Annotated in this window: 17 protein-coding genes and 2 tRNA genes; 9 read left to right on the top strand and 10 right to left on the bottom strand. The window is 48.1% G+C overall.

What is annotated here, in order from left to right; genetic code table 11:
• The first annotated feature begins 12 nt into the window (after positions 1-12).
• Genes MESINF_RS05215 through MESINF_RS05200 form a run of 4 tightly spaced genes read left to right on the top strand, consistent with a single transcriptional unit; the run spans position 13 to position 4,419 of the window.
• Complete coding sequence (locus MESINF_RS05215; protein WP_169698851.1) at positions 13-1,050, top strand: NAD(P)-dependent oxidoreductase; 1,038 nt, start codon at positions 13-15, stop codon at positions 1,048-1,050.
• Between the two features lie 19 nt (positions 1,051-1,069).
• A complete protein-coding gene (locus MESINF_RS05210) occupies positions 1,070-1,714 on the top strand; it encodes a class II aldolase/adducin family protein (RefSeq protein WP_169698850.1) in 645 nt (214 codons plus the stop codon).
• A 60-nt stretch (positions 1,715-1,774) separates the two neighbouring features.
• The gene (locus MESINF_RS05205) at positions 1,775-2,725 is read left to right on the top strand and encodes a DMT family transporter (RefSeq protein ID WP_169698849.1); all 951 of its coding nucleotides are present in this window, start codon (positions 1,775-1,777) and stop codon (positions 2,723-2,725) included.
• On the top strand, positions 2,722-4,419 hold the full coding sequence (locus MESINF_RS05200; protein WP_169698848.1) for an aldehyde ferredoxin oxidoreductase N-terminal domain-containing protein: 1,698 nt from the start codon (positions 2,722-2,724) through the stop codon (positions 4,417-4,419). The genes MESINF_RS05205 and MESINF_RS05200 overlap by 4 nt, the downstream gene beginning before the upstream one ends.
• A 389-nt stretch (positions 4,420-4,808) precedes the next feature.
• On the opposite strand, the gene MESINF_RS05195 is transcribed toward MESINF_RS05200, so the two are convergent.
• The 3 genes from MESINF_RS05195 to MESINF_RS05185 form a co-directional block, all read right to left on the bottom strand.
• A complete protein-coding gene (locus tag MESINF_RS05195; protein ID WP_169698847.1) occupies positions 4,809-6,224 on the bottom strand; it encodes a DUF1254 domain-containing protein in 1,416 nt (471 codons plus the stop codon).
• A 322-nt stretch (positions 6,225-6,546) separates the two neighbouring features.
• Positions 6,547-7,101: a hypothetical protein gene (locus MESINF_RS05190; RefSeq protein ID WP_169698846.1), complete on the bottom strand. Its 555-nt coding sequence runs from the start codon at positions 7,099-7,101 to the stop codon at positions 6,547-6,549.
• 1,893 nt (positions 7,102-8,994) lie between these two features.
• Complete coding sequence (locus tag MESINF_RS05185) at positions 8,995-9,411, bottom strand: helix-turn-helix domain-containing protein (RefSeq protein WP_169698845.1); 417 nt, start codon at positions 9,409-9,411, stop codon at positions 8,995-8,997.
• Between the two features lie 407 nt (positions 9,412-9,818).
• On the opposite strand from MESINF_RS05185, the gene MESINF_RS05180 reads away from it, so the two are divergent.
• Positions 9,819-10,271: a type II toxin-antitoxin system RelE/ParE family toxin gene (locus MESINF_RS05180; RefSeq protein ID WP_169698844.1), complete on the top strand. Its 453-nt coding sequence runs from the start codon at positions 9,819-9,821 to the stop codon at positions 10,269-10,271.
• Between the two features lie 496 nt (positions 10,272-10,767).
• On the opposite strand, the gene MESINF_RS05175 is transcribed toward MESINF_RS05180, so the two are convergent.
• Positions 10,768-11,457, bottom strand: coding sequence for a flavodoxin family protein (locus MESINF_RS05175; protein ID WP_169698843.1), 690 nt, complete (start codon positions 11,455-11,457; stop codon positions 10,768-10,770).
• A gap of 221 nt (positions 11,458-11,678) precedes the next feature.
• On the opposite strand from MESINF_RS05175, the gene MESINF_RS05170 reads away from it, so the two are divergent.
• Complete coding sequence (locus MESINF_RS05170) at positions 11,679-12,065, top strand: formylglycine-generating enzyme family protein (protein WP_231936875.1); 387 nt, start codon at positions 11,679-11,681, stop codon at positions 12,063-12,065.
• A gap of 531 nt (positions 12,066-12,596) precedes the next feature.
• Here MESINF_RS05170 and MESINF_RS05165 read toward each other — a convergent pair.
• Positions 12,597-13,208 (bottom strand): non-canonical purine NTP pyrophosphatase, encoded by a 612-nt coding sequence (locus tag MESINF_RS05165; RefSeq protein WP_169698842.1) that lies wholly within the window; start codon positions 13,206-13,208, stop codon positions 12,597-12,599.
• Between the two features lie 359 nt (positions 13,209-13,567).
• On the opposite strand from MESINF_RS05165, the gene MESINF_RS05160 reads away from it, so the two are divergent.
• The gene (locus tag MESINF_RS05160) at positions 13,568-15,331 is read left to right on the top strand and encodes a transporter substrate-binding domain-containing protein (protein ID WP_231936874.1); all 1,764 of its coding nucleotides are present in this window, start codon (positions 13,568-13,570) and stop codon (positions 15,329-15,331) included.
• 154 nt (positions 15,332-15,485) lie between these two features.
• Here the strand turns inward: MESINF_RS05160 and MESINF_RS05155 are convergent, their stop codons facing one another.
• Entirely contained in the window at positions 15,486-16,487 is a 1,002-nt protein-coding gene (locus MESINF_RS05155) for an alpha/beta fold hydrolase (protein WP_169698841.1), read from the bottom strand.
• A gap of 180 nt (positions 16,488-16,667) precedes the next feature.
• Entirely contained in the window at positions 16,668-17,129 is a 462-nt protein-coding gene (locus tag MESINF_RS05150) for a GNAT family N-acetyltransferase (RefSeq protein WP_169698840.1), read from the bottom strand.
• A gap of 219 nt (positions 17,130-17,348) precedes the next feature.
• On the opposite strand from MESINF_RS05150, the gene MESINF_RS05145 reads away from it, so the two are divergent.
• Positions 17,349-17,439 (top strand) — tRNA-Ser (locus MESINF_RS05145).
• Positions 17,440-17,453: 14 nt separating this feature from the next.
• A tRNA-Arg gene (locus MESINF_RS05140) sits at positions 17,454-17,530 on the top strand.
• Positions 17,531-17,545: 15 nt separating this feature from the next.
• Here the strand turns inward: MESINF_RS05140 and MESINF_RS05135 are convergent.
• Genes MESINF_RS05135 through MESINF_RS05125 form a run of 3 tightly spaced genes read right to left on the bottom strand, consistent with a single transcriptional unit; the run spans position 17,546 to position 24,249 of the window.
• Positions 17,546-18,268, bottom strand: coding sequence for a PH domain-containing protein (locus MESINF_RS05135; RefSeq protein WP_169698839.1), 723 nt, complete (start codon positions 18,266-18,268; stop codon positions 17,546-17,548).
• Positions 18,258-21,176 carry a UvrD-helicase domain-containing protein gene (locus tag MESINF_RS05130; protein WP_169698838.1) on the bottom strand — a complete coding sequence of 973 codons (2,919 nt, stop codon included), beginning with the start codon at positions 21,174-21,176 and terminating at the stop codon, positions 18,258-18,260. The genes MESINF_RS05135 and MESINF_RS05130 overlap by 11 nt, the downstream gene beginning before the upstream one ends.
• Positions 21,166-24,249 (bottom strand): PD-(D/E)XK nuclease family protein, encoded by a 3,084-nt coding sequence (locus MESINF_RS05125; protein WP_169698837.1) that lies wholly within the window; start codon positions 24,247-24,249, stop codon positions 21,166-21,168. The genes MESINF_RS05130 and MESINF_RS05125 overlap by 11 nt, the downstream gene beginning before the upstream one ends.
• Positions 24,250-24,449: the final 200 nt, after the last annotated feature.

Here is a 24,449-nt window from a genome sequence, read left to right as displayed (position 1 = left end):
TGGAGGAATGTCATGAAGAAGATTCTCATTACATCCGAGCTAGACAATAAGACTCTAGAAGCGCTCGAGAAGGGGTTTATAATAACCTTGAAAGGTCGGGCAGCGGGAGAAAAAAACTTCCTTTCGGAAAGCGTTATGATCGAACAGATAAACGCCCTAGAACCAGAAATCTTGATAATAAGTGCAGACAAGATTAACAGGGCAATTATCAAAGCAACTGATAGCGTCAAATTAATAGTGGTTACGCGCGGGAATCCTGTGAATGTAGATATTAATGCGTGCAAAGAAAAGGGCATAACTGTGACATGTACACCGGCGAGAAATGCGAATTGCGTAGCGGAACTTGTCATAGCGCTTATGATTTGCTCAGCGAGGAATTTATTCCAATCTTTCGAAGCAATAAAAGATGGAACGGCGGCAGTCGACAAAATGACCAATGTAGCCGCCAAGGGCAAAGACGTCATCTGGTCAGATCCACAACTGGCAGTTATACCATACATTAGATTTAGAGGATTTGATATTCAAGGGAAGACCTTAGGTCTTGTTGGTCTTGGTGCAATAGGAAGAAAAACTGCATCAAAGGCGATAGCTCTTGGAATGGATGTACAGGTTTTCGATCCCTATGTCTCTGAAGATGAAATTCGAAGAATTGGAGCCAAACCCTCTTCAATGGACGAACTTCTATCCGAATCAGATTTTGTAAGTCTTCATGCTAGTGTAACAAAAGAGACCGAAAAGATGATTGGTATGCAAGAGTTTCTCAAAATGAAAGACACGGCGTATCTTATAAACACAGCTAGAGGAGCCTTAGTTGATCACGACGCTCTTTATAGAGTTCTTAAAGAAAAAAGGATCGCAGGTGCGGCCGTTGATGTCTTCTATTACGAACCGATAGCTCTCGATGATCCTTTCCTAAAACTTGATAATTTCATAATTACGCCTCATATTGGTGGTGCAAGCTTAGACGTAATAACACATCATTCGAAAATGGCTTTGGAAAGTATCCTAGCTTATGCAAATAACATTGAGATTCCGTATAGGGTAATCTGAATAAGGAGGTGTGGACGAAATGTTTGAAGCAGAAAAGAAAGAACTAATCGAGTACGGAATAAAGGTCTTCAAGAGTGGTCTGGTACACGGTACGGGTGGCAACCTGAGCATGCGAGTAGGAGAGAACGGTGATATGTACCTGATAACTCCAAGTGGTATTGACTACGAACAGATAGTACCGGATGATATCGTGCTGATTGACATGAATGGGAAAGTAATTGAAGGGAAAAGAAGACCATCCATTGAACATGGTATGCACAGAGAAATCTACAAAAAAAGAAAGGATGTTAATGCCATAATCCATACTCATTCACTTTACTCAACGGCTCTCTCAATAACAAGGCAACCTTTGCCCCAAATTGAGTCAAGTGTTGTTCTAATGAGAGGGCAAATCGAAGTTGCCGACTATGCAAGGCATGGTAGTATGGAGCTTGCCATGAATGTTGTGAATGCGCTTGGAGACAGGAAGGCGGTTCTAATGGCAAATCATGGCCAACTTGCAGCAGATGAATCTCTTGCTAAGGCATTGAAAACTTGTGTTAGTGTCGAACATTGTGCTCAAATATATATTCTAGCAAGAAGCGTTGGCCAAGTGTATCCAATATCTCCTGAAAAATGTGACGAATTGAGAGAGTACATCAAAACCTCTTACGGACAAAAGTAATAGAAGAAACTAGGACAGGCTTTTAGAAGACTCTGTTCTCGCCTTTCCAAAGGAGAAAAAATGACTGTACAATCATTCTTAACTAAGAAGATCACTGTCATCCCTCTTACAATAGTGATATCAATTCTTTGGGGAAGCGCCTTTCCAGTTATAAAACTGATTTATTCAGAGTTGGGAGTCGAGTCTGTTTCGGTGCCAGCGAGAATATTTCTTGCAAGTTTACGATTTCTTATAGCTTCCGCAATTCTCCTTTGTATTAGTCTTCTTGCGTTTCGAAATCAACTTCTAGTTAAAAAGGAGCTTGTCCCAAGGATTATAGTGTTAGGATTCTTCCAAACCATTCTGCAGTACATTTTTCTATACGTTGGAATGGCGAACACAACAGGTTCGAAGGGATCAATACTCACTTCGACTCTCAACTTTTTTCTCATCATAATCTGCCACTTCTATTATAAAGACGACAAAATCAATCTCACAAAATTCATAGGACTTATTATTGGTTTCTCGGGTATAGCTCTTGCAAATTGGGATGAAGGAATGAGTTGGACCTTCAAAATGAACGGAGAGTTTCTACTTATCCTTGTTGGACTTGTGTCGGCTATAGGTTACTTTATGGCAAAGGAGATATCTAGAGAAGCGAATCCCATTATTGTAACTACCTGGCAAATGATTGTGGGCTCCCTAATTCTTCTATTAATTGGGCTGGTTTTCATGAAACCTGGTGACATTTTACATATATCAGAAAAAGGTTGGTTACTCATACTTTATTCGGGAGCAATTTCCTCGATAATCTTCCCGCTTTGGTATTCTGTCCTTAAATATAACAAAGCGGGTGAAATCACAGTATACAAGTTCATAGTGCCCTTAGCGGGAACTTTGATTTCATCATTGATTGTTCCGGGTGAAGTAATACCCCCTGCACTACCTGCCGCTCTGTTTCTAGTCGCAATAGGGATAATGATTGTAAACTACCATCGTAAGGCTTCGAAAGATAAGGAGGCTGTTACATGATTTTAAATATTGATCTGAACAAAAAATCTTCAAACAAAGAAGAATACAGACACTTTGTTGCAGGAAGAACTCTTTCATCAAGGCTCATAGCTAAATATGTCCAACCAGACATACATCCACTCAGTCAAAAGAACGTACTTGTAATATGTCCGGCTTCGTTTGCAGGAACTCCAGTGCCGAATTCAAATAGGCTTTCAATTGGTGCGAAGAGTCCTCTTACAGGAGGAATAAAGGAATCGAACATAGGAGGGAGAGTTCCTGATCTGATTGCTAGAAGTGGTATAAGAGCAATAACAGTTTCTGGCGCACTTGAAGAACTGTCAGTATTGATAATAGACAAAGGAAACTGCAGATTCGAAAAAGCTCCTGAGCTAAAGGGTCTTATGAACTACGAACTGTTTGAGAAGCTTTACGAGAAATATGGAAAAAATGTCGGCATACTTGGAATAGGACCTGCCGGTGAAAATAAGTTGATTAACTCCACCATTTCGGGCAACGATCTTGAAGGGCATGCTTCTCGTCATGCAGGCAGAGGGGGAATGGGAGCTGTCATGGGAAGCAAGAACATAAAAGCCATTATTTTCTTGGAACCAGGCTCTCCTATGATTATGCCTCCTGAAGATACAAAAAAAGAATTCCTCAAAGTATCTAGGGATTTCGCGCAAAGAATAATAAAGAGCAAGGTGAACATGACCTTATTCAGTAATCTTTCTCTAGTGAGTTATATTAACAGACTCGGAGCCCTTCCAATCAGAAATTATAGAGAGTCATCTTCAGAAGAAGCTCTAGCGTTGTCCGGCGAGAATATCGTTGATGAACTGAAATCGAGAGGAGGAAGGATGGGGCATGCCTGCTCCAAAGGTTGTGTGGTTCGATGTTCAAACATTATTCATGACAAGAATGGAGAATATGTTACTTCGGGATTCGAGTATGAATCAATAGTAATGTTAGGTTCTAATTTAGGAATCTTCAACTTCGATAAAGTGGTACCGCTTGAAAGATTTTGCGACGAGTTTGGCCTTGATACAATTGAGACAGGTGCCTCATTTGCAGTAGCAGCGGAAGCTGGACTCGCAGAATTTGGTAATGCTGAAAGCTTTAGCGCCCTAACGCATGAGATTAGATCTCTCTCTCCTTTTGGAAGACTTCTTGCTTCTGGGTCAGGCCTACTGGGAAAAGTATTCGGCATAACAAGAGTTCCAGCTATCAAAAACCAATCCATGGCCGCTTATGACCCAAGAGGTCTTAAGGGTACAGGAACAACCTATGCTACTTCAACAATGGGTGCTGATCATACAGCTGGAAACGTTTTTCCAGCAGTTAGCAAAGTGGACGTTAGAAATGGAGAGGGCCAAGTTGCGGAGTCTTTATATAGACAAATAATGTACACAGCTTTTGATATATTTCTCTGCATATATGTAGGTGCTACAGAAGAAAACCTTGATACTATTGCAACTTTGGTGAATCTCTTTTACAATGAGCAAATAACTAAAGAAGATATCTTCGAAATTGCCAAGAGTACTATCACTCTTGAGATGAAATTCAACGAGGCCTGTGGATTGAATTCCAGACACAATTTAATGCCGGAGTTTTTTATTGAAGAAGAAGACAGTCGTGGTAACAAGTATGATGTACCAAATTCTGAGCTTCGAGCAGCACCAGAGATACTGAAAGGACTTGAAATCAGAAAGTGAAGCTTTAAAACCGAAAGAATTAGCAATGTACTTGAACTCGAGAGAATTCTCCTGGAGGAATCTAGAGATGTAATCTACTCTCGCGTATGAAAGGTCTCTTGTGGAAAGGGACTGAGAGCTCAACATTCTCGAGATGTAGGTAGTGAACTGAATCGATGATATCCGATGTTAGTCTGTGATATATTCGTGGTGGGCATGAAATCATCCTTTTGTATGGTCTGGCCACCACGAATATACGGTGGTTTCGTGTCTTTTTCAAAGACCCTGTTCTGTTTTCTTCAGGTTAAGTCAAAGTGCATAAGTTGAGTCTTGCCAACCACCGCTCTGTAAAAAGTGTATCCGTCACGGATTACCCCAGCATTCAAAAAACAGGCTCAATTTCGGACTCTTCACGGTTTGCCGCCACTATCGACAGCTCCAGATTTCTTCACTGGAACCAGACAATGAACAGGATCCCGCACTTCCCATGAAGGAAGATATATTCTCATGGTGAGTGAGAAGATTCCATCGGGAGCGGGAAGCCAATTAGATTCCTTGTCTGCGCCTGGCGACTCATGCTGAATATAGATAACCAGCGAACCGTCCTCCCCATACTTCATATCTGTACGATCGCCTATCGAATAGCGATTTATCTCATTGGCAACCAGGAATTGATCTTCGCCGTACATCGTGATTGACCAGAATCCTTTTGGTTCAACTGCCGGAACCTCATCGCTATTGAACGAGAGAACGTACTTGAATTTCGATCCATCAAAAGCATCTCCGTCTTCATCTACCAGCCCATTTGGGCAATATGCTTCTTCAAGGCTGTTCCCGTACAGGCTGCGATAAGCCGCCACTGCCCGCAGTTCATACTCTCCCTGCATTTCTTCTCGATTGCCGAAGATACTCAGATTCCAGCCGTTTTTCGATATTCCCACCATTTCTTCCGGGTTCTGAATTATCTCCAGAGCTTCCTTGATCCCTTCCTCCACTGCCTCTCTTATGCCTGATGGCATAGCATTGACATCGAATGGGAGGTTCGGACCAATGCCTATCTTGCCGAACCGCTCTATCAGCTCCTTCTCACTTGGGTGTATTTGCAGCTGGCCCAGAAGGAAATTGAAATATGAGATAAACTCCGCGGATTCAGCCTTCGTCTTGTCATAGGTCGGGAAGATAGCGGGGTCTGCCGCCGGCGGAGCCTCTTCCCCAAGATACGAACTGAGAGATTGAATCTCATGCTCATCCTGTATTACCAAAACCTTCTCAAGGTCGCCTTCGACTTGCATGTTGACCGAAATCCGAACCAGGCACAGGACAAAATTGCCCTCGCTGCGGAAGACGTCATCGACTCCGGAAGGCGTGTCACCATGCCAGAAAGGGCCGGATATCACGAATGTTCTCGCACCCGTTCCGGTGGTTCTTGTGCCAACGTAGGCAAAGTTATGTGTGTACATGTCGATCATCTCGAATGAGTAATAACGGTCCTCTACTGCCGGTATGCTTACAACAACAGGCTCCGATCTAAGGTCTAGCCAGAGCCTGGAATAGATGCTGTCGTTATTCGGCCGGACAACTTCTCTGTAATCAGGTCCGCGAAGCTCCCTTTTGTGATAGAACATGCTGAATAGCCCGGGATCGATCGCCTGGATGAACATGGTTTTGAAATCCTCCAACATTGGATAAGCAAAGATGTAGGCCTGCTTAGCGATTTCCTTTGCTTGCTCGAAATCGGTTGTCAGTTCCGTTGCGTTTGCAATTGGAGAAGAAAACAGGAAGAGACAGAGAATGACAAGCGTGATCAGATTCTTGCATTGCGACACTTTCCACACCCCCTTGTGCACTCCAATTAAAGAATGTAAGGGCTTCGGCAGAAGAGAAAATGTGTGGCTACGGTTTTGAAAGCACACGACCTATTGTACTGCAGAACGATTCTAAATCAGGGGAAAAAGCAGACTCTTAACAGAAAAATATCTCGCAGGAAAAGCGGTTATTCCTGAGTTTTTACGGCTCTCAAAACAGGCAGAAGTTTCCGGCAACTCGTAATTATGACGAAAAATCGGCGAAGGGGCGGATATTAGAAGCCCTACCGGCAGGTATTATTGACTCCTGCGGCTGAGAGCCGTTATAGTTCTCTGGCAGATTTCAATAATCGGAAAACTCGAATTCGCCTGTTACTGAGTTGAAGATCACAAAGCCACCGTCTTCTATTTTGAACTTGTATTGCGGATGTTTGAAGTTCGGATCAAGTGGGAGATGGAAATACACCCCGAGATACTTCAAGAGGGGGTTGCGGTTATGAATGATGTTTATGGCGTCCTGAATGTCGAAGATTATGTAAAGCGGATCAACGAGAACCGCATCCTCATACCAGATATCGTCGACAACTTTTGAGGTCCATGATCCATCCTTATAAATGGCTTCAACAATCTTGGAGAGATCGAAATCCGAAAAAATCAATCTCCAGTACGCCAGATCATCGGCCTTTTCAAAAGGTTCTGGATCCTCGTCTGTAGAAGCATAGACGGCGAACAGCTTCAGGTTGAATTCGGGATGGTTCTGTGCCAGATACTCTCTTGCGGCCGCGATCATTCTCTCGATAAGAGTGTTGTGCATGAATCGAGGCAGCACGCATCCTCCAAGAACAAGGATAATAATTGCCGCTGTCAGTAATGAAATAAGCTTTATTCTCTTGCTCATAGATTTCACCTCCATCGAAGGAGCTGAAGTGCCTAAGATCAACGATCCGGAAGTGTATGTTGCCAAACCTGAAAAAACTGGGGCTCCCTACACATTTTCAATATCAAATAATAGCAAATCTCGCGAGGATCAATGCCGGAAATCTCCAGTCGATTCCTGCTGACGATATTGACATCACGCAAGTCGATCGTTTCTCGAAACTTTTCATGACTTTCCTTGCCGGTCTTGAGCAACTGAACAAGACACGCTACCTTCGCTGAACTTCTTATGGCGTCTTCCGGAGAGTAGCTGTTGTTGAACGAGAATGATTTGAACGCCTTGATACTTGCCAGATTATCAAAAAGGACTCCCAGATCGAAGAGTCGCTTGATTGTCTCTGTCTCATTTCCGAATAGTCTACGAGGTCAGTTGGGCTAGTTCATAGGTTATTAGGAAGAACCGTTTCGATTTTGCCATGCACAGGAGGGAGATTAAACGATTCGTTTGTCTCCAGAAACCAGTATCAGAGATCTATCTGACTTCGCTTCTTCGATTACAGCTTTTGTGAAGCCCGATCTGCTGAAGATTGCGTACTCTTTCTTCTTAAAGTTATCCCATTGAGGTAGATTCGCCTTTTCGCGTAAAGTCTCGAAGATATCCGTACCGACAGGTTTTCCACTCCACATATAAAGAGCGGGGTCCCGTATAAGAGCATTACGGGATGACACGGGATGACAGTCCCTTCACGTCATTCTGGCATGTTCCTAGCCAGAATCACGTTCTTCCTCCCTCACGTCATGCTCGGTCTTCGCGAAAAACGGGACAGACGTCAGGAGCCCGTCAGTCCCCATTTTCGCGGTCTTTCCTCCCTTTCCGTCATGCCGGACTCACTTGACGTCATTCTGAGCTTGACTCAGAATCACGGTTTTCTAAGGAGTGGATCCCGGGTCGGAGCCCGGGATGACAGTCCCTTCACGTCATTCTGGCATGTTCCTAGCCAGAATCACGTTCTTCCTCCCTCACGTCATGCTCGGTCTTCGCGAAAAACGGGACAGACGTCAGGAGCCCGTCAGTCCCCATTTTCGCGGTCTTTCCTCCCTTCCCGTCATGCCGGACCCCGATCCGGCATCTCCGCTCCTTCGAAAGAGCAAGAGCGGGGTCCCGTATAAGAGCATTACGGGATGACACGGGATGACAGTCCCTTCACGTCATTCTGGCATGTTCCTAGCCAGAATCACGTTCTTCCTCCCTCACGTCATGCTCGGTCTTCGCGAAAAACGGGACAGACGTCAGGAGCCCGTCAGTCCCCATTTTCGCGGTCTTTCCTCCCTTCCCGTCATGCCGGACCCCGATCCGGCATCTCCGTCCTTCGAAAGAGTGAGAAGAGCGAGATCCCGTATAGGAGCACTACGGGATGACAGTCTTACTCCCTTCCCGTCATTCTGAGCTTAACTCAGAATCACGGTTTTCTAAGGAGTGGATCCCGGGTCGAAGCCCGGGATGACAGTACGGGGACACCACGGGATGACCCTGAATAGAAACCCTGAATAGGAACACTTCAGGACAGGCTCATCAGGGCAGGCTATTGCGGATTCTTCCTCATAACTCATGAACTAGCCCATAATGGTCTTCAATCTCAGAAGTTCATGTCAACACCAACCTGAAATGTGAAAAGGAAAGAACATCTGCAGCGAAGTTTTGACCAGATCGGCAAGTTTTCTGGCAGACAATGAATGCCACCGGGACTTCATTCAGGATCATTCGAGGGAACTATAAAGGCATCTTTTGTGGTTTTCACAAAACCGGTTAAATCAAACCCGCCAATCTTGACGGACGATCTATTCACCTTGCCTATGAGTCGAAATTATCGACAAGTAGTGGTGATAGGCAACAATCACTTTCGTCACCAGGCTTTTAGCCTTTCACACCGGCAGCTGTGGAATCCTTGGCGGCCTTTTCTATAAGAGAATTCAGAAACTCCTCCGGGGTGGTGTCTGCCTGCTGGCTCAGTTCAGTGAGCATTTCTGAAGCCTCTTCGGACAGCTTAATGTAGTTATCCGCTTTTGGAGTGAGAGCTATCTTGCCGCCGAGGGCACTCACTAGCTTGTACATCATTTTGTACGATAAATTCTGTTTCCCAGACTCTATCCTGGAGATATTCGGAACGCTTATACCTGTGAGTTCGCTAAGGTCCTTTTGGGTCATACCTTTTTCGACTCTGAGTTCGATCAGTTCATCTATGAAGTTTCTCAGTGGTTTCTTCTCATTATAAATTGCTGCAAACTCCGAATTCTTCATAAGATTAGCCTTGAGTTTATCGAATCCTGTCATCTATAACACCACCTTCTAGATTAATTACTCACTTACATCAGTATATTATCACATATGATAATATAAATCAATACCTATACTGGTTTGGTTTCTATCTTTATTACTACTACAAGTGCTAACTATAAATCTTCCTTAGGATATCTATTTTTTTGGTATGACATACTTAAGTATTACTTCTTATTATATATAACCCAAGTATTACTTTTCATTATATATAACTTTTGTATTACTTTTATTATAACTCACCTATGTGCTTATCTTTTAGTATGATCCTTATTATATAAGAATTATAGGGCTTTATATAATAATGTTGAGTGGGCCCAATATTACTAATGTAAAAAATGGCCCTTGACTTTTGGACCCGGAACGTGTATAATATTTTCGAAGATCCTGCTGGAGGTGATTGTATGAAAGACAAGAAATTCACGCAAGTAAGCTCCACAAAGGGTTCAGAAGAATTGCTTCTATGGAAGGATTATTCCGTTTACTTGTTTGATGAAGACATAAACCGCGATTTTGTCGGGGGATTTATTTTGGAACTGGTAAAATCAGACCCATCTACAGCAGAGAATATTGTCAATATCATCGAGAGGCTCCAGGGAGGCAAAGGCTTGCAGGTCGAAATGATAAAGGGTAAGAAGCCAAAGATCAAGAAAGTTGAGCAAGGAGACAAGTTGTATGAGTTGAGAGAGTATTCAAGCAAACTGAGAAAGCACCTAAGAGTCTACTTCTCGGTTGATTCCAAGAACAAAAAAGTTGTGTTTCTCAATGCGTGCTTTAAGTCAGACGACAAGAGGCAAAATAAGGATATAAAGGTTGCTCTTTCCAGGTATCAGGAGTACTTTGAGAAGCATAAGTAATTCTGCTGGTGGAGGTGATAGTACTGTTCATTGTGAGCGCTCTGCTTTTCTTAGCAACAATTTTTTGTGTGATCTACCGCGAGCAAATTGTGTACTTCATTGTCCCAGTCCTGTTTATCCTCTTATTGAATGTGTTAGCTTTCCTGTTCATTGAGCTCTTTTTGATGTTCCTGGTATTAGCTTCACATATGATCTCTCTGAAAGGGTCTATAGTTGAGAAGCTTGAAGCTTCGCAGAAGATTGAGCTCAAAGACGACGACGCTGAATAAAAAAGAATACGACATAGTGGTTCAGCCAACGCTGCTTAGAGGGATCGCGATCTATCTTCCCTGCGAGAGCGCTACGATTTGTCGGGGTCTGAGGGCGATTTGTGAGACAAAATGAGCCACCGGGTAATTGGTCCCGCGGAGTGATACTGGCGAAGTCTTCACTGGCTGCGAATTCTTCTCATATTTATCCGTTTGAATTCACGAAAAAGCATTTTCCAGAAAATCCTTCAACTGTTCCAGGTTTCGATGAATCTCTGATGAGAGACGAGCGGCCGGCTAATGAAGTTTAGAAGAGCATCATCTATTGTCCCTTTTCTCACAAGTTCTTGACCCGCCTCCTCGACTTTGAGGAGTATCTCTTTCCCCTCATCTGTTGGCTTTCCCCTGTCAAACATTAGGTGAACATGCGGCCTGATTATCGCTCCGGAAAACACTATGTTCGCATTTTCCGCGATTTCACGCACGATTCTTATGAGAGTGTCGAAATTTTCCTTTTCCCACCAGCCGCCTGTGGATATCAGCACAATCTTCTCCGTCTTCCATCCGGCTCTCATCTTTGCTCTCGTCCTGCCATCGACAATGGCAAGCACTGGATCTATCATAGGACATAGCCTGTTTATGAGATTCTGCATCTCTCCCGGCAGAGGAATGTAAACCGGAGCAGCCAGAATGAGAATCTCAGATTCTTTGATCTTCTGATAAATCGGCTGCAAACTATCATTTATGCAACAGATTCCCGGTTCTTTGTCCCAGCAGTGCATAGTCCCGCAACTACAAGGTCGTGGTGAAATAGTGCTGGTATAGAAGAGTTCGGTATCACATCCCACACTTTGAATTCCTTTCAGGAGCGGAGATAACAGTCTTGAAGTGAAGCCTCTTTCCATCCTTGGGCTACCATTGAAGACAACTGCTTTCATCATTTCATCTCCTTTCAAAAAGACGGGATCAGGTCTTCTAAATAGATTATATTCTTTATATGAGCTATAAGGCATCCACAGAAAGATGCTGACCCTGTCACATCGACTCCTGGATCCAGAAGTGTGGATAAACGAATCAGCAAGCGTACGACAGCAACGGAAACCTACTGGACAAAGACGGCAGAGTAACGACAGACATAACAAAGGTACTCGGATACAGATTGCCGACAGAAGCCGAATGGGAATACGCGGCCAGAGGCGGAAACAAAACTGAGGGATACAAGTACGCAGGGAGCGATAACGTCGGTGATGTTGCCTGGTACAAAGACAATTCAGGGAGACAACCCCAGGAAGTTGGGAAGAAGGCGCCGAACGAGCTTGGAATATACGATATGTCGGGTAACGTGTGGGAATGGTGCAGCGACTGGTATGGAGATTACTCCAGTTCTGCGCAGACTAATCCGTACAACAGTACAGCTGGTTCCGGCCGGGGGGTGCGTGGTGGTAGCTGGGACGACGATGCGTCGAACGCACGTGTGGCGAATCGCGACTGCCTTCTGCGAGTTGGAAAGCCCGAACCACACAACACCGCCTATCGGATCAGGTAGCCAGCTACGACACTGGTTTGTATAGAAGCGGCTGGTGGAATTGGAGTTTCATATATTCTGCACAACAAAGATGTTTGGACCTCTAGACGCTGCCTGGATTGTCGCCGGGGATAACTGTTCCAGAATCCGATAGATCAGATTGCACAATCGAGAATTCCAGTACAGTTTCTGACTGAAGGCGGCAGCGCCCACCCGTTAATTTCAGTTTCTAAAAATACTTTATGATCAGCGCCAACGAGTAGATTATTACAACAATCTCGGCAATAACAAAACCTACGATAAAGAGTGGGATTAAGCTGGCAATTATCATCATTTGATCACCTCCACGGTAATATAGCGAGCAAAAACCGTCTCCTTAAGGCGACAGATAATGCCACTGTTATTATATGCTTCTGTTTTGCTTTTGCTGATCCTCAAACAAGCCCATTTAATCCACATTCTGGCTGAGAAATTGAATTCTCGAGTTGCGAATTCACTTTTCTCACCGTATCTTGTTGGGTCACCATGGCTAAAAAATTGTGTGAGCTTGGATTATCTGAAGTTGTGGCTTAAGTTAGTGAAGAACTTCCTGAAACCCGCATCGCAACCATTGCTGTTGATCATTCCCTTTTCATAGAGCTCGACGAAGTACTCGCCGCTGCCGATTTCTACCGATAGAGAGTCGAGGGGAAAGCCGGGTTTTCTTATCGCGTGTGGCTTATCGACGAGAAGGAAACTCTCGGCCAGGTCTTCCCCATCGTAAGTTATGACTTTCTCATGATCAATAATAAGGCAGATCGCGTTTCTGTAACTCGCCCTCGCCATTCCTCCGAGCTCCTTGACGAGTTTCGAGTAATACTCAATCATTTCTTCGTCGCTCAATTCTCTGCCGTTGACTCTTCTGACTCTCGGGTCGGGTTGTCTCTTCTCATCTAGACCCTGTATGTAGAGACCTGAATCGCATGAAAAGAGAGGTCTTCCGATCGCTTCATAATACGCTTGAGCCTTTAAGTACGCATTTTCAGCCGGGGTGTCGCCTTCCTCGGGTACCTCCGGGAGCGCGATATCCCTGTCCGGCGCGAGTATATCGATCCCCAGACCGTCTAGCATTCTTCGCATATATTCTATTTTGCTTATGTTGGTAGTCGCATATATCAGTTCCATTGTTTGACCTCCGTTGCATTTATGGAACCATAAAAGATATTATCATGACACGGATTGGACAGTGAGAAGAGACATTAGCCGCTCTGGATATCGATCCTCCTTCCCGCATGCCGGGCACCGATCCTGCATCCATCGTTCCGACGCTGCGCCAACTCACCACCAACAACGGTTCTTTTGCTCTTACCCACAATCCACCACCGTTCCAGGTGGTATAGTTCGCAACTTGCAAGTTGAGGCGTGTAGGAGTCAGTTGTATATATTTACCCTGTTCCATAACAAGATTTCCTTTCTGTTGTCGCATATTTGTGTGATATATTGTATTAATGCCTTGAAAAAGGTTTGAAAAGGGAGGCGATGAAGTGAAGCGAATTTCGCGCAGGATACTTTTTCTTCTGTTGTTAGCGTCTCTCCCGCTTTCCATGGCGATGGCGCGGGGGGTGACCTTTCTCGTCAACCCGTCTTACAGCCCCTTCAGCTACGAGGAAAATGGCTCGCTCAAGGGTCTTGCGGTCGAACTTGTAAAATTGCTCTCGTCTGAATTCGGGCTTGAAGCGGAAATGGTCGCTATGCCCTTTGAAGAGGCTTACACGAAGCTGCAGGACGGTGGTGAGTACGCCCTGCCCACGCTAGTATTCACCCCGCAGCGGAAATCCCAGTTCAACTGGGTAGGTCCTATCGCGGTAACACCCACATACCTTTACGCCCGCGATGATTCTCGAGACATTCGTTCGATAGACGATGCAAGAAAAGCGGGGAAAGTCGGCGCCGTGCGGGGGTATTACTCCCAGCAACTCCTGGCCGAACAGGGTCTGGATACGGTGATCTTCGACGACGAGACGACTTTGTTGAAGAGCCTTCTGGAGGGCGGCATCGACCTGGCACCCTTCAACTACGATGTCTATAAGCATCTGACGGAGAACATACCTGAATCTTCAAAGTTGCACGCTACGATCGTTCTTGACCTCGATATGACCTATATAGGTTTCTCGAAGGATGTACCGCTCGATACCCTTCGGATGTGGCAGGAGGCGCTGGACAGTTTGAAAAGTTCCGGCGACTTTGCTGGACTTTATGAAAAATGGCTGCCGGGCCGTCCCGTTCCCGGTATCTATACCCTGCTCACTGAGGAGTATCCGCCCGTTACATACATGGGCGACGGAGAACCTGAAGGCTTTGTGATCGAGATAGTGAGAGAGCTCATGGATCGAAACGGTATGAAAGAAGAGATCTTCCTTGTTCCGTGGACGATAGGCTATGAACTGGCTTCGAACCTGCCCAACGTTCTTCTCTTCAGTATGGATCAGACGGAGTTTCGAAAGCCACTCTTCGAGTGGATCGGACCGGTTGGCAGGAACACGGCTTACCTTTACGGGCGGGCCGGTTCGTCAGTAGCTCCCGCCGATCTCGAAGAAGCCAGGAAGGTCGGAACGATCGCCACTACAAAGGACTGGTGGACCGAACAGCTCCTTATAGATCTGGGCTTCACGAATCTGAAGAGTTTTCTGGATCCTCTGGACACCGTGCGGCAGCTGATGAGCGGCGAAGCCGATCTCGCGATATTCACCGATCTCACCGTCAGCGAACTGGTGCAGAACGCCGGTTACCAGATGGAGAATCTAGACCGTCTGCTCGAAATCCAGACGAACTATTTCTACATCGCGGCCTCCAGAGGCACCGACCCGGAGACGGTTTTGAGTCTGCAAAAGACGCTTGACAGCATGAAACGCGACGGCAGTTTCGAAGAAATTCTTCGTAAATATGTTCCCAATGTGCTGATCACGCCGTTGCTATTTCAGTCTTCGACACCCTCTACCGTCATGCTGCAGTCGGTAGTCAACTCGCTGAAAATCGGGGAGCTGGCAAGCTTGACACTCGAAGAAAATGGGAGCACCGGTTACGTTTGGGATGTGGGGATTTCCAACCCGAATGTGCTTTCACTGGCTTTTGTAAAACATGGTGTCGTAGATACTGGAAAGGAAAGTCTCACGGGGGCCCCCTATGAAGTGGAATGGACCTTCCGGGCCGAACGTCCGGGAGAGTGCGTGATCGTCTTTTCGCTGCGGAGACCCTGGGAGAGCGTACACCCGATAAAGACCTTCGCGATAAACGTCAAAGTGGAATAGTAGAAGTGGACAAAAAACGGCCGGGTTTCTTCCCGGCCGTTTCATTTTAGAGAGTCTATGACGGTATCGCTTCGAATCCTTCACAAAGAGATCGGGCAGTGCGTCTTCCATCACCGTTGATTCTTGAGAACTCGAGCTTCCACCATGAAAAGGGTCAGAGAGTATCTGCGAACCAGTCAACAGTCGCGGCGATGAGTTTGTTGAAAGCCGTCATGTCGCCGGTGAAGATGTTGAACGTATGGTCCGCGCCTTCTATCAGGAGTACTCTGGAGTTTTTGTTACTGGACGCATCGACTATGCGCTGTGCGTTGACTGGATCGACCACGGTGTCCATTGCACCGTTGATAGCCAGCACGGGGGCGGAGGAATTAGAGAAGACCTGCAAAACATCAGTGTTATACACTTCTTCGAACCACTGAAGACCGAGCTTCAACGACGGGCGCCAGTCGAAGGTGAGTTCGTAATAGCCGTTGGCTTTGGCGATTTCATAGTTCTCGGCCGTTCCTATCAACTTGAGATCGGGGGCGCCTGCCCAGCAGACTACCGACCGGAAGGAGCGGTTATGGCCGGCGGCCAGCATGGCAATCGTTCCGCCCTGGCTCCAGCCCATAACACCGATGCGGTTGGGGTCGATACTTTTCAGTCCGGCCATATAATCGAATGCCGCGTTGGTGTCGGATACGGCCGACGTGAAGTTGTAGTTTATGTAGTCGGCCTTGCTGTCACCGTTGCCGATGAAATCGAAACGAATGCTGGCGATCCCCGCTTTTGCAAGGGCCGGCGCTGTCAAAAGATAGCCTCCGCCCGCTTCGTCCTTGTTCGAACCCGTTCCATGAAGCATTACGACTGCCGGGAAGGGACCGTCTCCGTCAGGCATGCACACGACCGCCGGAATTTCGTGGTCGCCGTTTGTGATCAGAACGGTCTGTTCCGAAAAGCTATGGGGAATCTTCAGAATCGTCCCCACCTTCAGGGAGTACTCGTTCTCGATACCGTTGAAGGATGCGATTTCCGTCCAGTCCACGCCGTACCTCCGGGCGATGCTCCACAGGGTGTCGCCCTTAACGACGGTGTACTGCTTTGTTGCAAAAGCGCTGGTAACAAACAACGCGATCATTGCCAGAAGCAATGGCAGGAACTTAATTTTCGCTTTCATCTCTTCACCTTCCTTTGTCTGCGGTCTGTGATCATAACAAGTATAAACTTCGGAGCGACTTTCGGTCAATACCATGAACCCACCGTCCGAACCGCGGTCTTTGCAGGTAAGTGAAGAACTTTTTCGGTTATTCCGGGAGTCGGGAAAGATTACTCTCCCATGTCGATGTTTCCTTGAGTTTTAGTCATCTATTTCGTACACAAAATCGGCGGCATTCACCCGTTCCCTCCAACCCCGCGCCGTGTAAAAGCCGCGTGCGTAGGACTCTCTGTTCTTCATGTTAACCAGTTGCAATCTCGAGCAACCTCTCGATATACCCTCTTTGACGGCTTCGGAAAGCAGTTTGGAACCAACTCCCTTTCCTCTGGCGTCATTTTTGACAAACAATTCGGAGATGTAGCCTTCGGGACCGCCCATAAACAGGTACGGTATGAAGTGGATCGCCACGTAGCCGATAATCCTGCCATTCTCTTCGGCAACCAGTAACAGATGATCCTCCCCCTCTATATTCCAGGAGACCATTATCTCAAGTTTTTGTATGAAACCCTCTTCGGCTATCTTGCCCTGATTGAACCACCCGATGTCTATGAGGAGCTCTCTCAGGCTGGCCGCGTCTTCCATTTTCACTTCTCTAATCGTCATTTTTACCTCCGGCAGTTTTCGTGTAATTCTCTTTATGCCCAGTGCAGGTGCTTTGCGTTGCCAGATCCCCGAAGGGGGGAGTTTCATTCGAAAACAACGGCGTCTTCAGGCGCGTCATTAACGCTGAGAGGCTTGGCTGAAGGGCTTTGAAAGATAATTATCGAACACGCGTTGCCTTGACACCTTCAGGTCAGCGTGATAGAATGAACTCTGTAGGGTGGAGAGATGGCCGAGAGGCCGAAGGCGCGTGCCTGCTAAGCACGTGAGGGTGTTTAACCCTCCGAGGGTTCGAATCCCTCTCTCTCCGCCATTGTATTGTTGTGGGTGCCCGTAGCTCAGCTGGATAGAGCGCTAGACTGCGGATCTGGAGGCCGGGCGTTCAAATCGCCCCGGGCACGCCATATCCCTTTATCACTTCAAAGTACCAACTCCTTGAGCGAATCCATGACTTTTCTGGGCTTTGAGACACCGTAGATGCAGTTCTTGGGATTGGCCACGAATTCCTTTTCGGAGGCCGTGCTTCCTATGAAAGCCCCACCCCTGACGTTTTTCGTTCCGGTGTCGCCAGTGAAACCGCCGACGACTCCCTTATCGCCCGTTCCAAGTCCCGAGGAGGTGACCGGTATGACGTGGCCCACTCCCAGAAGAAGCTCCAGGAAGTTTCGTTTGAGCATTACGTTGGTTATATGCTTGGACACTATCATATGAGTGTTGGCGCCGAAGAAGCCGAAGCTTATCTCGACGCCTTTCTCGCTTAGATCGTACTTGAAGGTGTTTCTGTACAGTTCGAGATAGATTATCGCTATCAAACTCACGATCATGAAGAGCAGAACTGGCCCGTTATCGAACACGGGTTTGAAGTCCATGTAGATATTCTCGGGAAAGATAAACCTTGCTAACCATCCCGCCGTGTTGATCAGGGATGGCCAGAAAAACCAGCCGAATCTCCTCCGCGAGAAGGCGAGAAGTACCCCCGGTATAACCGTGAGGGCTATCCAGCCGAAAATAAGAAAGAGCCTGTTGTTGCCGTCGATCCCCGAAAGGTCGAAATTCAAATAGAAGATGATGCCCAGAACGAAGTAATATGGAAAAATGATGTACCTGATAAAAAACGCCCGTCTCGATGGCTTAAGATTCACCTCTATCACCCCCGCTTTCGACTATTTTCTCTATCAATTTCTTTTCGAAAATTTCCGGCCTTGCCAATCTCACGGTTTCGATCTCGCCGTCTTTGAGGAAAAAAAGCGTCGCCTCGACCGGCGAAAGAAATTCCCTCAGCATATAGAGATAGAACTCCATCTGGAACCTGTATTTGTCTATGTTCGAGAGATTCTTTCGCGCGAATTTGAAATCTACGATCTTCCATTCTCCATCCTTCAGGTATAGTTTATCAACGATTCCCATCAATACGTACTTCCGGAAACCGTGTTGAAAGTGAACCTCGCTCATGGCCCTTTGACTCTCCTCTATCTCTTTGATGATTCTATGGTCCCTCAGTCCGTCCAGAACGCGCTTTACCCCGTTTAGGTCCTCCCGGGTGAATCTTATCCTGTCGACCGTGGCCGGCATTCCGCCGTCCAGTATCGCTCCGAGAGAGGGAGAGGTTCCATGTATGCCTCTAATTCCCAGCGGCTCCAGCAGACTATGGGCCAGCGTTCCCAGGTCCATAGACTTTCTGCCCAGCCCGGCGTCCCCGCCTCTGTCGGAGAGTTCGAATTCGTCGTCGATATCGGCCGTGATAGCCGTCGGGGAGAGATACTTGACGTAAGATCGGTCCTCGACGGGAAGCACATACCTTTCATCCGGCAACTCGTAACCTTCCTCTACCTCTCTCTTCGGAAGAGGCCCAAGCCTGACCGGCTCGAATTGAGAGACTATATCTTCCATCTCTGGCAGCAATTCGCCCGATTCGATATCCAGGAGCGTTCCCCCCAGCATCCTCGACCAGGGTCTGGTGGCGTTGCCCCTTCCATTGGCGCTCATGAGTAGCATATCTCTGGCCCTAGACAGGGCGACGTAAAGCGTTCTCTTCTCTTCCTCGAAGCTCTTCTGCTCCTCTCTTGAAAGGAGCCTTCCAGGTACGGTCTCTTCTTCGTTCCTCCTGCCGGAGCTTTCCTTGACGATAATGAAACCCCTGTCGTCGAAGAGTATCCTCCTGAGCGACCCCTTCTCTTTCCAGAAGAGGTCGGCCAGCACAACGACCGGGAACTCCAGCCCCTTGGATTTGTGGACGGTCATGATTTTGACGCTGTCGGACTCCTCAGTCTCGAGAGAGGCCTCCGATTCCTCACTAGAATCGACGAAGGCCTTGAGGTTTGAAGAGAGCTCGCGCAAAGAGCTCCCCAGTCTGTCCAGTTCCCTGGCCAGTTCAAGCATCTTTCTAACGTTTGCGATCATTCTCTCAGCGCCGTTCAGCGTCGCAAGTCTGGCCAGATAGTCGATTTCCGAGACGAATCTTTCCAGTATCTCGCTGGGAGAAAACACGTGCTTCAGTTGAGCGAATTTGTCGAAGAGCTCTTTGAGGTGTATAAATTTGCTTTCTTTACTCTCCTGAATCGCATAGTAGAGAGGTCTTCCCTTGGATCCCGGAAGACTCCTCAGCGAGAGGATGTCGTCCAGCGAGCAACCGAACGAGGGCGAGAGGAGGAAGGTCACGAAGTTCCAGTCGTCCAGCGGATCCACCAGCAGATCTAGCCAGGCCAACGGTCCGGCAACTTCCGGTCTGTCGTAAAAGTTCTTGCTTCCGACCGTGTAAAAGGGAATGTTAAGCTCCTCCAGCGCTTGTTCGTAGTTCGAAACCCTCGAGAAGGTCCTGAGCAGTATCGCGATATCGCCCGGCTTTATCTTGCGTTTCAGGCAGCTTCCATCCTTTCGCCTGAAGTGGATCTCCTCCTCAAGCAGCGCCCTGATGGCGGCGGCCACGGTTTTCGAATCGTCGGACGTTTCGCTCCGGATCAGCCTTATCCTCTCGAGCAGTTCGTCGCTTTCGTAAGGGAGGGCCTCTACCTCCTTTTCATAGACGGAGCGGAAGTAATCGCCAGAATAGTCGGGGGGCATGATCTTCTGGAAGAGGCGGTTTTGAAACTCGACCAGCACCGGGTGTGAACGCCTGTTGACTGTCAGGTGGAGCGCTTCCCGCCCGCTGGATTTGAATTCGTCCATAGTTCTGTTGAAGATCGTCACATCGGCTCCCCTGAACCTGTAGATAGACTGTTTCGCGTCGCCCACGAAGAGGCAGTAATTCATGCCCTCCTTCCTTAGGAGCGATACGATCTCGCTCTGCAGCTCGTCGGTATCCTGAAATTCATCGATCAGTATGTATTTGAAGCGTTCTCTGTATTTCTCCCTGACCTGCGGCATCTGAAGAAGCAGGTCGCGGGTCTTGGTCAGCAGCTGATCGAAATCCACCAGGCCCATCCTATAACTGCGGGCCTCGTACCTGTCGAGCAGTTCGCGGAAGTTCACGCAGAAACACTCCGAACCGGCCATGACTTTTTCGGCGTGTTCCCCCAGCTCCAAACTGGAATAGCCGGCAGGAGAGGGGTGAACGGCCAGTTCGTGTCTGAGTTTCGAAAGCGAGTCTCTGAAGATTTTGAAGGCCTCGTCGAGTCCGGTGAGTTCGATCAAGGGCTCCAGTTTTTCAAGGTTCTCTTCGAAAAAGCCTCGAACGGTCTGCTGCTCCAGCATCACCCTCTTCATGCCGCTCAGTATCTGGAAGCCCGGATCGATTCCCAAAAAGAGGGCGCTCTCGCGGAGAAGTCTCTCGCAGAAGGAGTGTATCGTGGAGATCCAGGCGTAAGTGAGCCTGTTTCTGAGAGTTTTCCATTTGCCGGGATGTCCAAGGGCGATTCGATCGTCGATCCAGCTTATGACACGGTCTTTCATCTCTTTGGCCGCCTTGTTGGTGAAGGTTATGGCCACTACGTTGTGGACATCCAGGGTTTCGCCCCGTCTGAAGGCTTCTTCGAAGACCTCTATATAGTTCTTGACAAGGTTGTAGGTCTTTCCGGTACCCGCCGAGGCGGATATGAAGATGTCACTCCTCATCGGCAAACTCCTTTCCATCCCTCCATGTGGCCACACGTTTCATCTTCTTGAAACGGCAATTGAAACACTTGCCACTCTGGGAAAGGCAGATCGGGGTAAACTTCCCTGCGTACAATCCCTCCGTTATCCCCCTAACCCAGGCCAGCGCATCGCTCTCGCTCCAATCGCCGCCTTCGCCGCGACCCCCGACGAAGCGCCAGACCCTTTCGCCGTTGATCGTCTCGACTTTGAAGGCCGCCCTGTTGACGGTGTTTCCGGTCAGCGTTTTGAAGACACCGCCGGCAACGGTATAGCCGCTGTCGGCGAAGAGCGTATCCGCGGCCAGCGAGTAGAGGATCAGCTGCTCTTTATCTCCGCTGTTGCCCCTTTTGTAATCTATGATGTATATAGAATCGCTCGTCTCGTCCAGATCAACCCTGTCGATCTTTCCTCTGAGATAGACGCCGGGGATCACTTCCACCCTTGCGGTTCCGTTGAGTCCGAAGCCCTTCTCGAAATCGAACGGGTAGTACTCTCCGCTCATCAGCCGGGGCCTCTTCGATTCGCGGATCGTTATATATTCCTGAAGGATCTCTCTCAATCTTGCGAACTCGAATTTGAAGACGACGCTGCTGTCGTGAAGGAGGTATTTGGTGAGGTTCTCGGCCAGTGAGCCCTCCCACTCTTCGCCCCTACCAGAAAAGTAATCTCTCAACACTGCGTGATAGACGTTCCCTTCGTCCAGGGGAGTTAGCTCGAAGATATGGTCGGTTTTCTGATCGAGTCCGGCTACGTACGAGAGGAAGAAGAGAAAGGGACAGTCGTCGTAGGATTTAAGCCTCGAAAAAGAGAAGGTCTCCCCCAGATGTTTGCGGAGCTTTTCGAGATCCCTCACTTCCCAACTGAACTCCCTGTTGAAGTCTATAAGCGAGGCCTCCAGTCTCTGCAGGTCGAATCTTTCCCTCAATCCGGGCCAGAAGGGACCGTCGAAGTATTTCGAGGCGGCCACATCCAGTTCCAGACGGCTCATCGCGTCTTTCAGCTCGGGAATCAGTCCCTGACGTTTCCCGGCTATCAGGCCGCGCTTTTGAACGGTCGCCCCCGAGCTATCCAGTATGTCTTTGAGATACGGAGAGGGCAGGATCGGCTCACCTTCGACTGTCGATTCGGGGAACGTGAAGTGGATCGCGTCGCCCGCCGTCGTTATTGAAAGATAGAGGTTCAGCCTCTGTTGTTTCTCGCGCGTGAGAAGAAGATCCTTCGGCCGGCTCTCGCTGTATTGCGTGAAGCTGTACAGCGGATTCAGTTTGACGTAGGGGTACGCCCCATCAACGAAGCCCAGGAAGATCTTTACCTTCCTCTTCGAGAAACGCGACTTGAGGAGCGACTGTATCTCTACCCTGTTGGCTATGCTGCGTGAGGCCGGGTAGCTCTCTTTCCTGAGCATCAGCATGAGATAGGAATAATACTCCGCCGGAGCTATCCGGGGACGGTTCATAAACAGAAGAATGCGTTCCAGTTCGGGCAGAACCCTGTCGAAGAACTCTTTCAGAGCCCGGAGTTCGCCCTCGCCGTCGTTCCGGTCGAGTTTCCTGTACGAATCGATTATGGCAAGATCTCTCTCCCAGCCGGCGAACATCTGTGAGTACTCCCCGACCGGTCTCATACGCATACTCTCGAAGGGCCGGAGTTTATCGAAGATCCTGCCGACGGCCGGAAGTAAATCTTCCCTCACCCTGCGGATAGTCTCGTCCATCTCCAGGGCCGCCGTGCTATCCAGGTCGTCTTCAGCCAGTGAGAGAACCGCATCACGCCTTCTGGAGGTGAATTCAATGAACTTTTCCAGCCGCTCTACCCACGAAGCGCGCCTCTCTTCCAACTTCAGCCTGACGTGAGCCCTGTCGTATATTATTCGCGACATGGTGGCCGCCATCTCGAGAAACCTGGCGTCGATCTCCCCGCCATAGCCACTGTCACCCATGGCTATAATCTTGTCTGGCGGAAAGCCGAGGACGGCAGCCTCAAGCGGCAATATAAGCTTCTTGACGGCCAGAGAGGAGAGCAGCGGCTCATCGCCTTCGCTTCTCCAGGGGACGCCGTATTCGCGCAATTTCTGAGAAAGGAGCCTGTCGTAGATCTGGAAATCGGAGGCAATCAGTGAAATCTCTCCCGGTTCATAGCCATCGACCAGGTATTTCTTTACGAGCCTGGCAGTCCATTCCACCTCCGAGAAGAGATCCGGAAAGGCCGTTACCTCCACGGCCGGGCAGAGTCCGGCCTTTTTATTCTCGCAAAAGAGATTCGACATGAAGTGTTCTAGCTTAACCGGGTAATGCTTCTCCTTGAGGAAGATCCTGCTTACCTCGATATCTGGAGTCCGCTTCTCGAAATCCTCTATGAATCTCCTGATAGAGGCGACCTCCGAATACAGTTCCTCCCTGTCGGGGTCGTCGGGGATAGTTATAAAGATCTCCTCGAAAGAGGGGAAGACGGAGCCGAAGAATTTCGAAATCGCCGGGCTAAAATCGTGAAACCCGTCTATGAAAAGGTACCTGCCGAACTCGCCTTTGTGTATCTCGTCGGCGCGCTCCTCTATCCCGGTGTAAGCGTCGAACGTGTCGAAGATGGTGTTCTGCGCGAACCTCTCCTGAAGGGTCCGGTATATATCAATCAGCGTCGAGACCACCTCGTCGTCACTGGCGAAGATCTCGGTGAAACCTCCCTGCTCCTTCACGTCGTGGATCATCTCGAGTATGTAGTCTATGAACATGGTCGAGTCTATGAGCTCTCTCTTTCCCATCTTCTCGAGGACGTTTCCGATTTCCAATCTTATGATGTAGTCGCTTATATGATAGGAACCGGGATTCAGCAATCTGAATATATTGACGGCGAACTGGTCCATGGCGAGAAACCTGGAGGAGTTAATCGTGCCAACCCTTGACACGAAATTCTCCCTGAAATAGCGTACATGGTCACCCGACGGACCGACGAAGTAATAAGAAAAGGGATCGGCCCTGTGGACTTTTTCGAGCTGTGAGAGAATAGTTTCTGTCTTTCCCGAAGCGGTCGGTCCGAAAAACAAAGACAACTTCATGGGACACCCCCTGTCAGCGATACAATTTTATCACCTGTAACGTTGAAAGGGCCTGTCGGGATTCTTTTCCCGCTTCCTCAAAGTTCCATGGGTCCCGGCTCAAAACGGTATATTATGGCCGGGACGTTATTAGGCGAGAAAGATTGTCGAGTTCTCGTCTGGGATGATGTACTGGAGCATGCCATGAGAGCCGGCTGTAA

The sequence above is a fragment of the Mesotoga infera genome (assembly GCF_900157305.1).
Lineage (GTDB): Bacteria > Thermotogota > Thermotogae > Petrotogales > Kosmotogaceae > Mesotoga > Mesotoga infera.
This window is presented reverse-complemented; position numbering and strand designations above follow the sequence as displayed.

Excerpts from the sequence above, each read along its gene's own strand:
- MESINF_RS05130 (WP_169698838.1), bottom strand. The coding sequence starts at position 21,176 with ATGAGGAGTGACATCTTCATATCCGCCTCGGCGGGTACCGGAAAGACC.
- MESINF_RS05155 (WP_169698841.1), bottom strand. The coding sequence starts at position 16,487 with ATGAAAGCGAAAATTAAGTTCCTGCCATTGCTTCTGGCAATGATCGCG.
- MESINF_RS05210 (WP_169698850.1), top strand. The coding sequence starts at position 1,070 with ATGTTTGAAGCAGAAAAGAAAGAACTAATCGAGTACGGAATAAAGGTC.
- MESINF_RS05180 (WP_169698844.1), top strand. The coding sequence starts at position 9,819 with ATGAAAGACAAGAAATTCACGCAAGTAAGCTCCACAAAGGGTTCAGAA.
- MESINF_RS05150 (WP_169698840.1), bottom strand. The coding sequence starts at position 17,129 with ATGACGATTAGAGAAGTGAAAATGGAAGACGCGGCCAGCCTGAGAGAG.
- MESINF_RS05125 (WP_169698837.1), bottom strand. The coding sequence starts at position 24,249 with ATGAAGTTGTCTTTGTTTTTCGGACCGACCGCTTCGGGAAAGACAGAA.
- MESINF_RS05175 (WP_169698843.1), bottom strand. The coding sequence starts at position 11,457 with ATGAAAGCAGTTGTCTTCAATGGTAGCCCAAGGATGGAAAGAGGCTTC.
- MESINF_RS05205 (WP_169698849.1), top strand. The coding sequence starts at position 1,775 with ATGACTGTACAATCATTCTTAACTAAGAAGATCACTGTCATCCCTCTT.
- MESINF_RS05200 (WP_169698848.1), top strand. The coding sequence starts at position 2,722 with ATGATTTTAAATATTGATCTGAACAAAAAATCTTCAAACAAAGAAGAA.
- MESINF_RS05215 (WP_169698851.1), top strand. The coding sequence starts at position 13 with ATGAAGAAGATTCTCATTACATCCGAGCTAGACAATAAGACTCTAGAA.
- MESINF_RS05165 (WP_169698842.1), bottom strand. The coding sequence starts at position 13,208 with ATGGAACTGATATATGCGACTACCAACATAAGCAAAATAGAATATATG.
- MESINF_RS05185 (WP_169698845.1), bottom strand. The coding sequence starts at position 9,411 with ATGACAGGATTCGATAAACTCAAGGCTAATCTTATGAAGAATTCGGAG.
- MESINF_RS05190 (WP_169698846.1), bottom strand. The coding sequence starts at position 7,101 with ATGAGCAAGAGAATAAAGCTTATTTCATTACTGACAGCGGCAATTATT.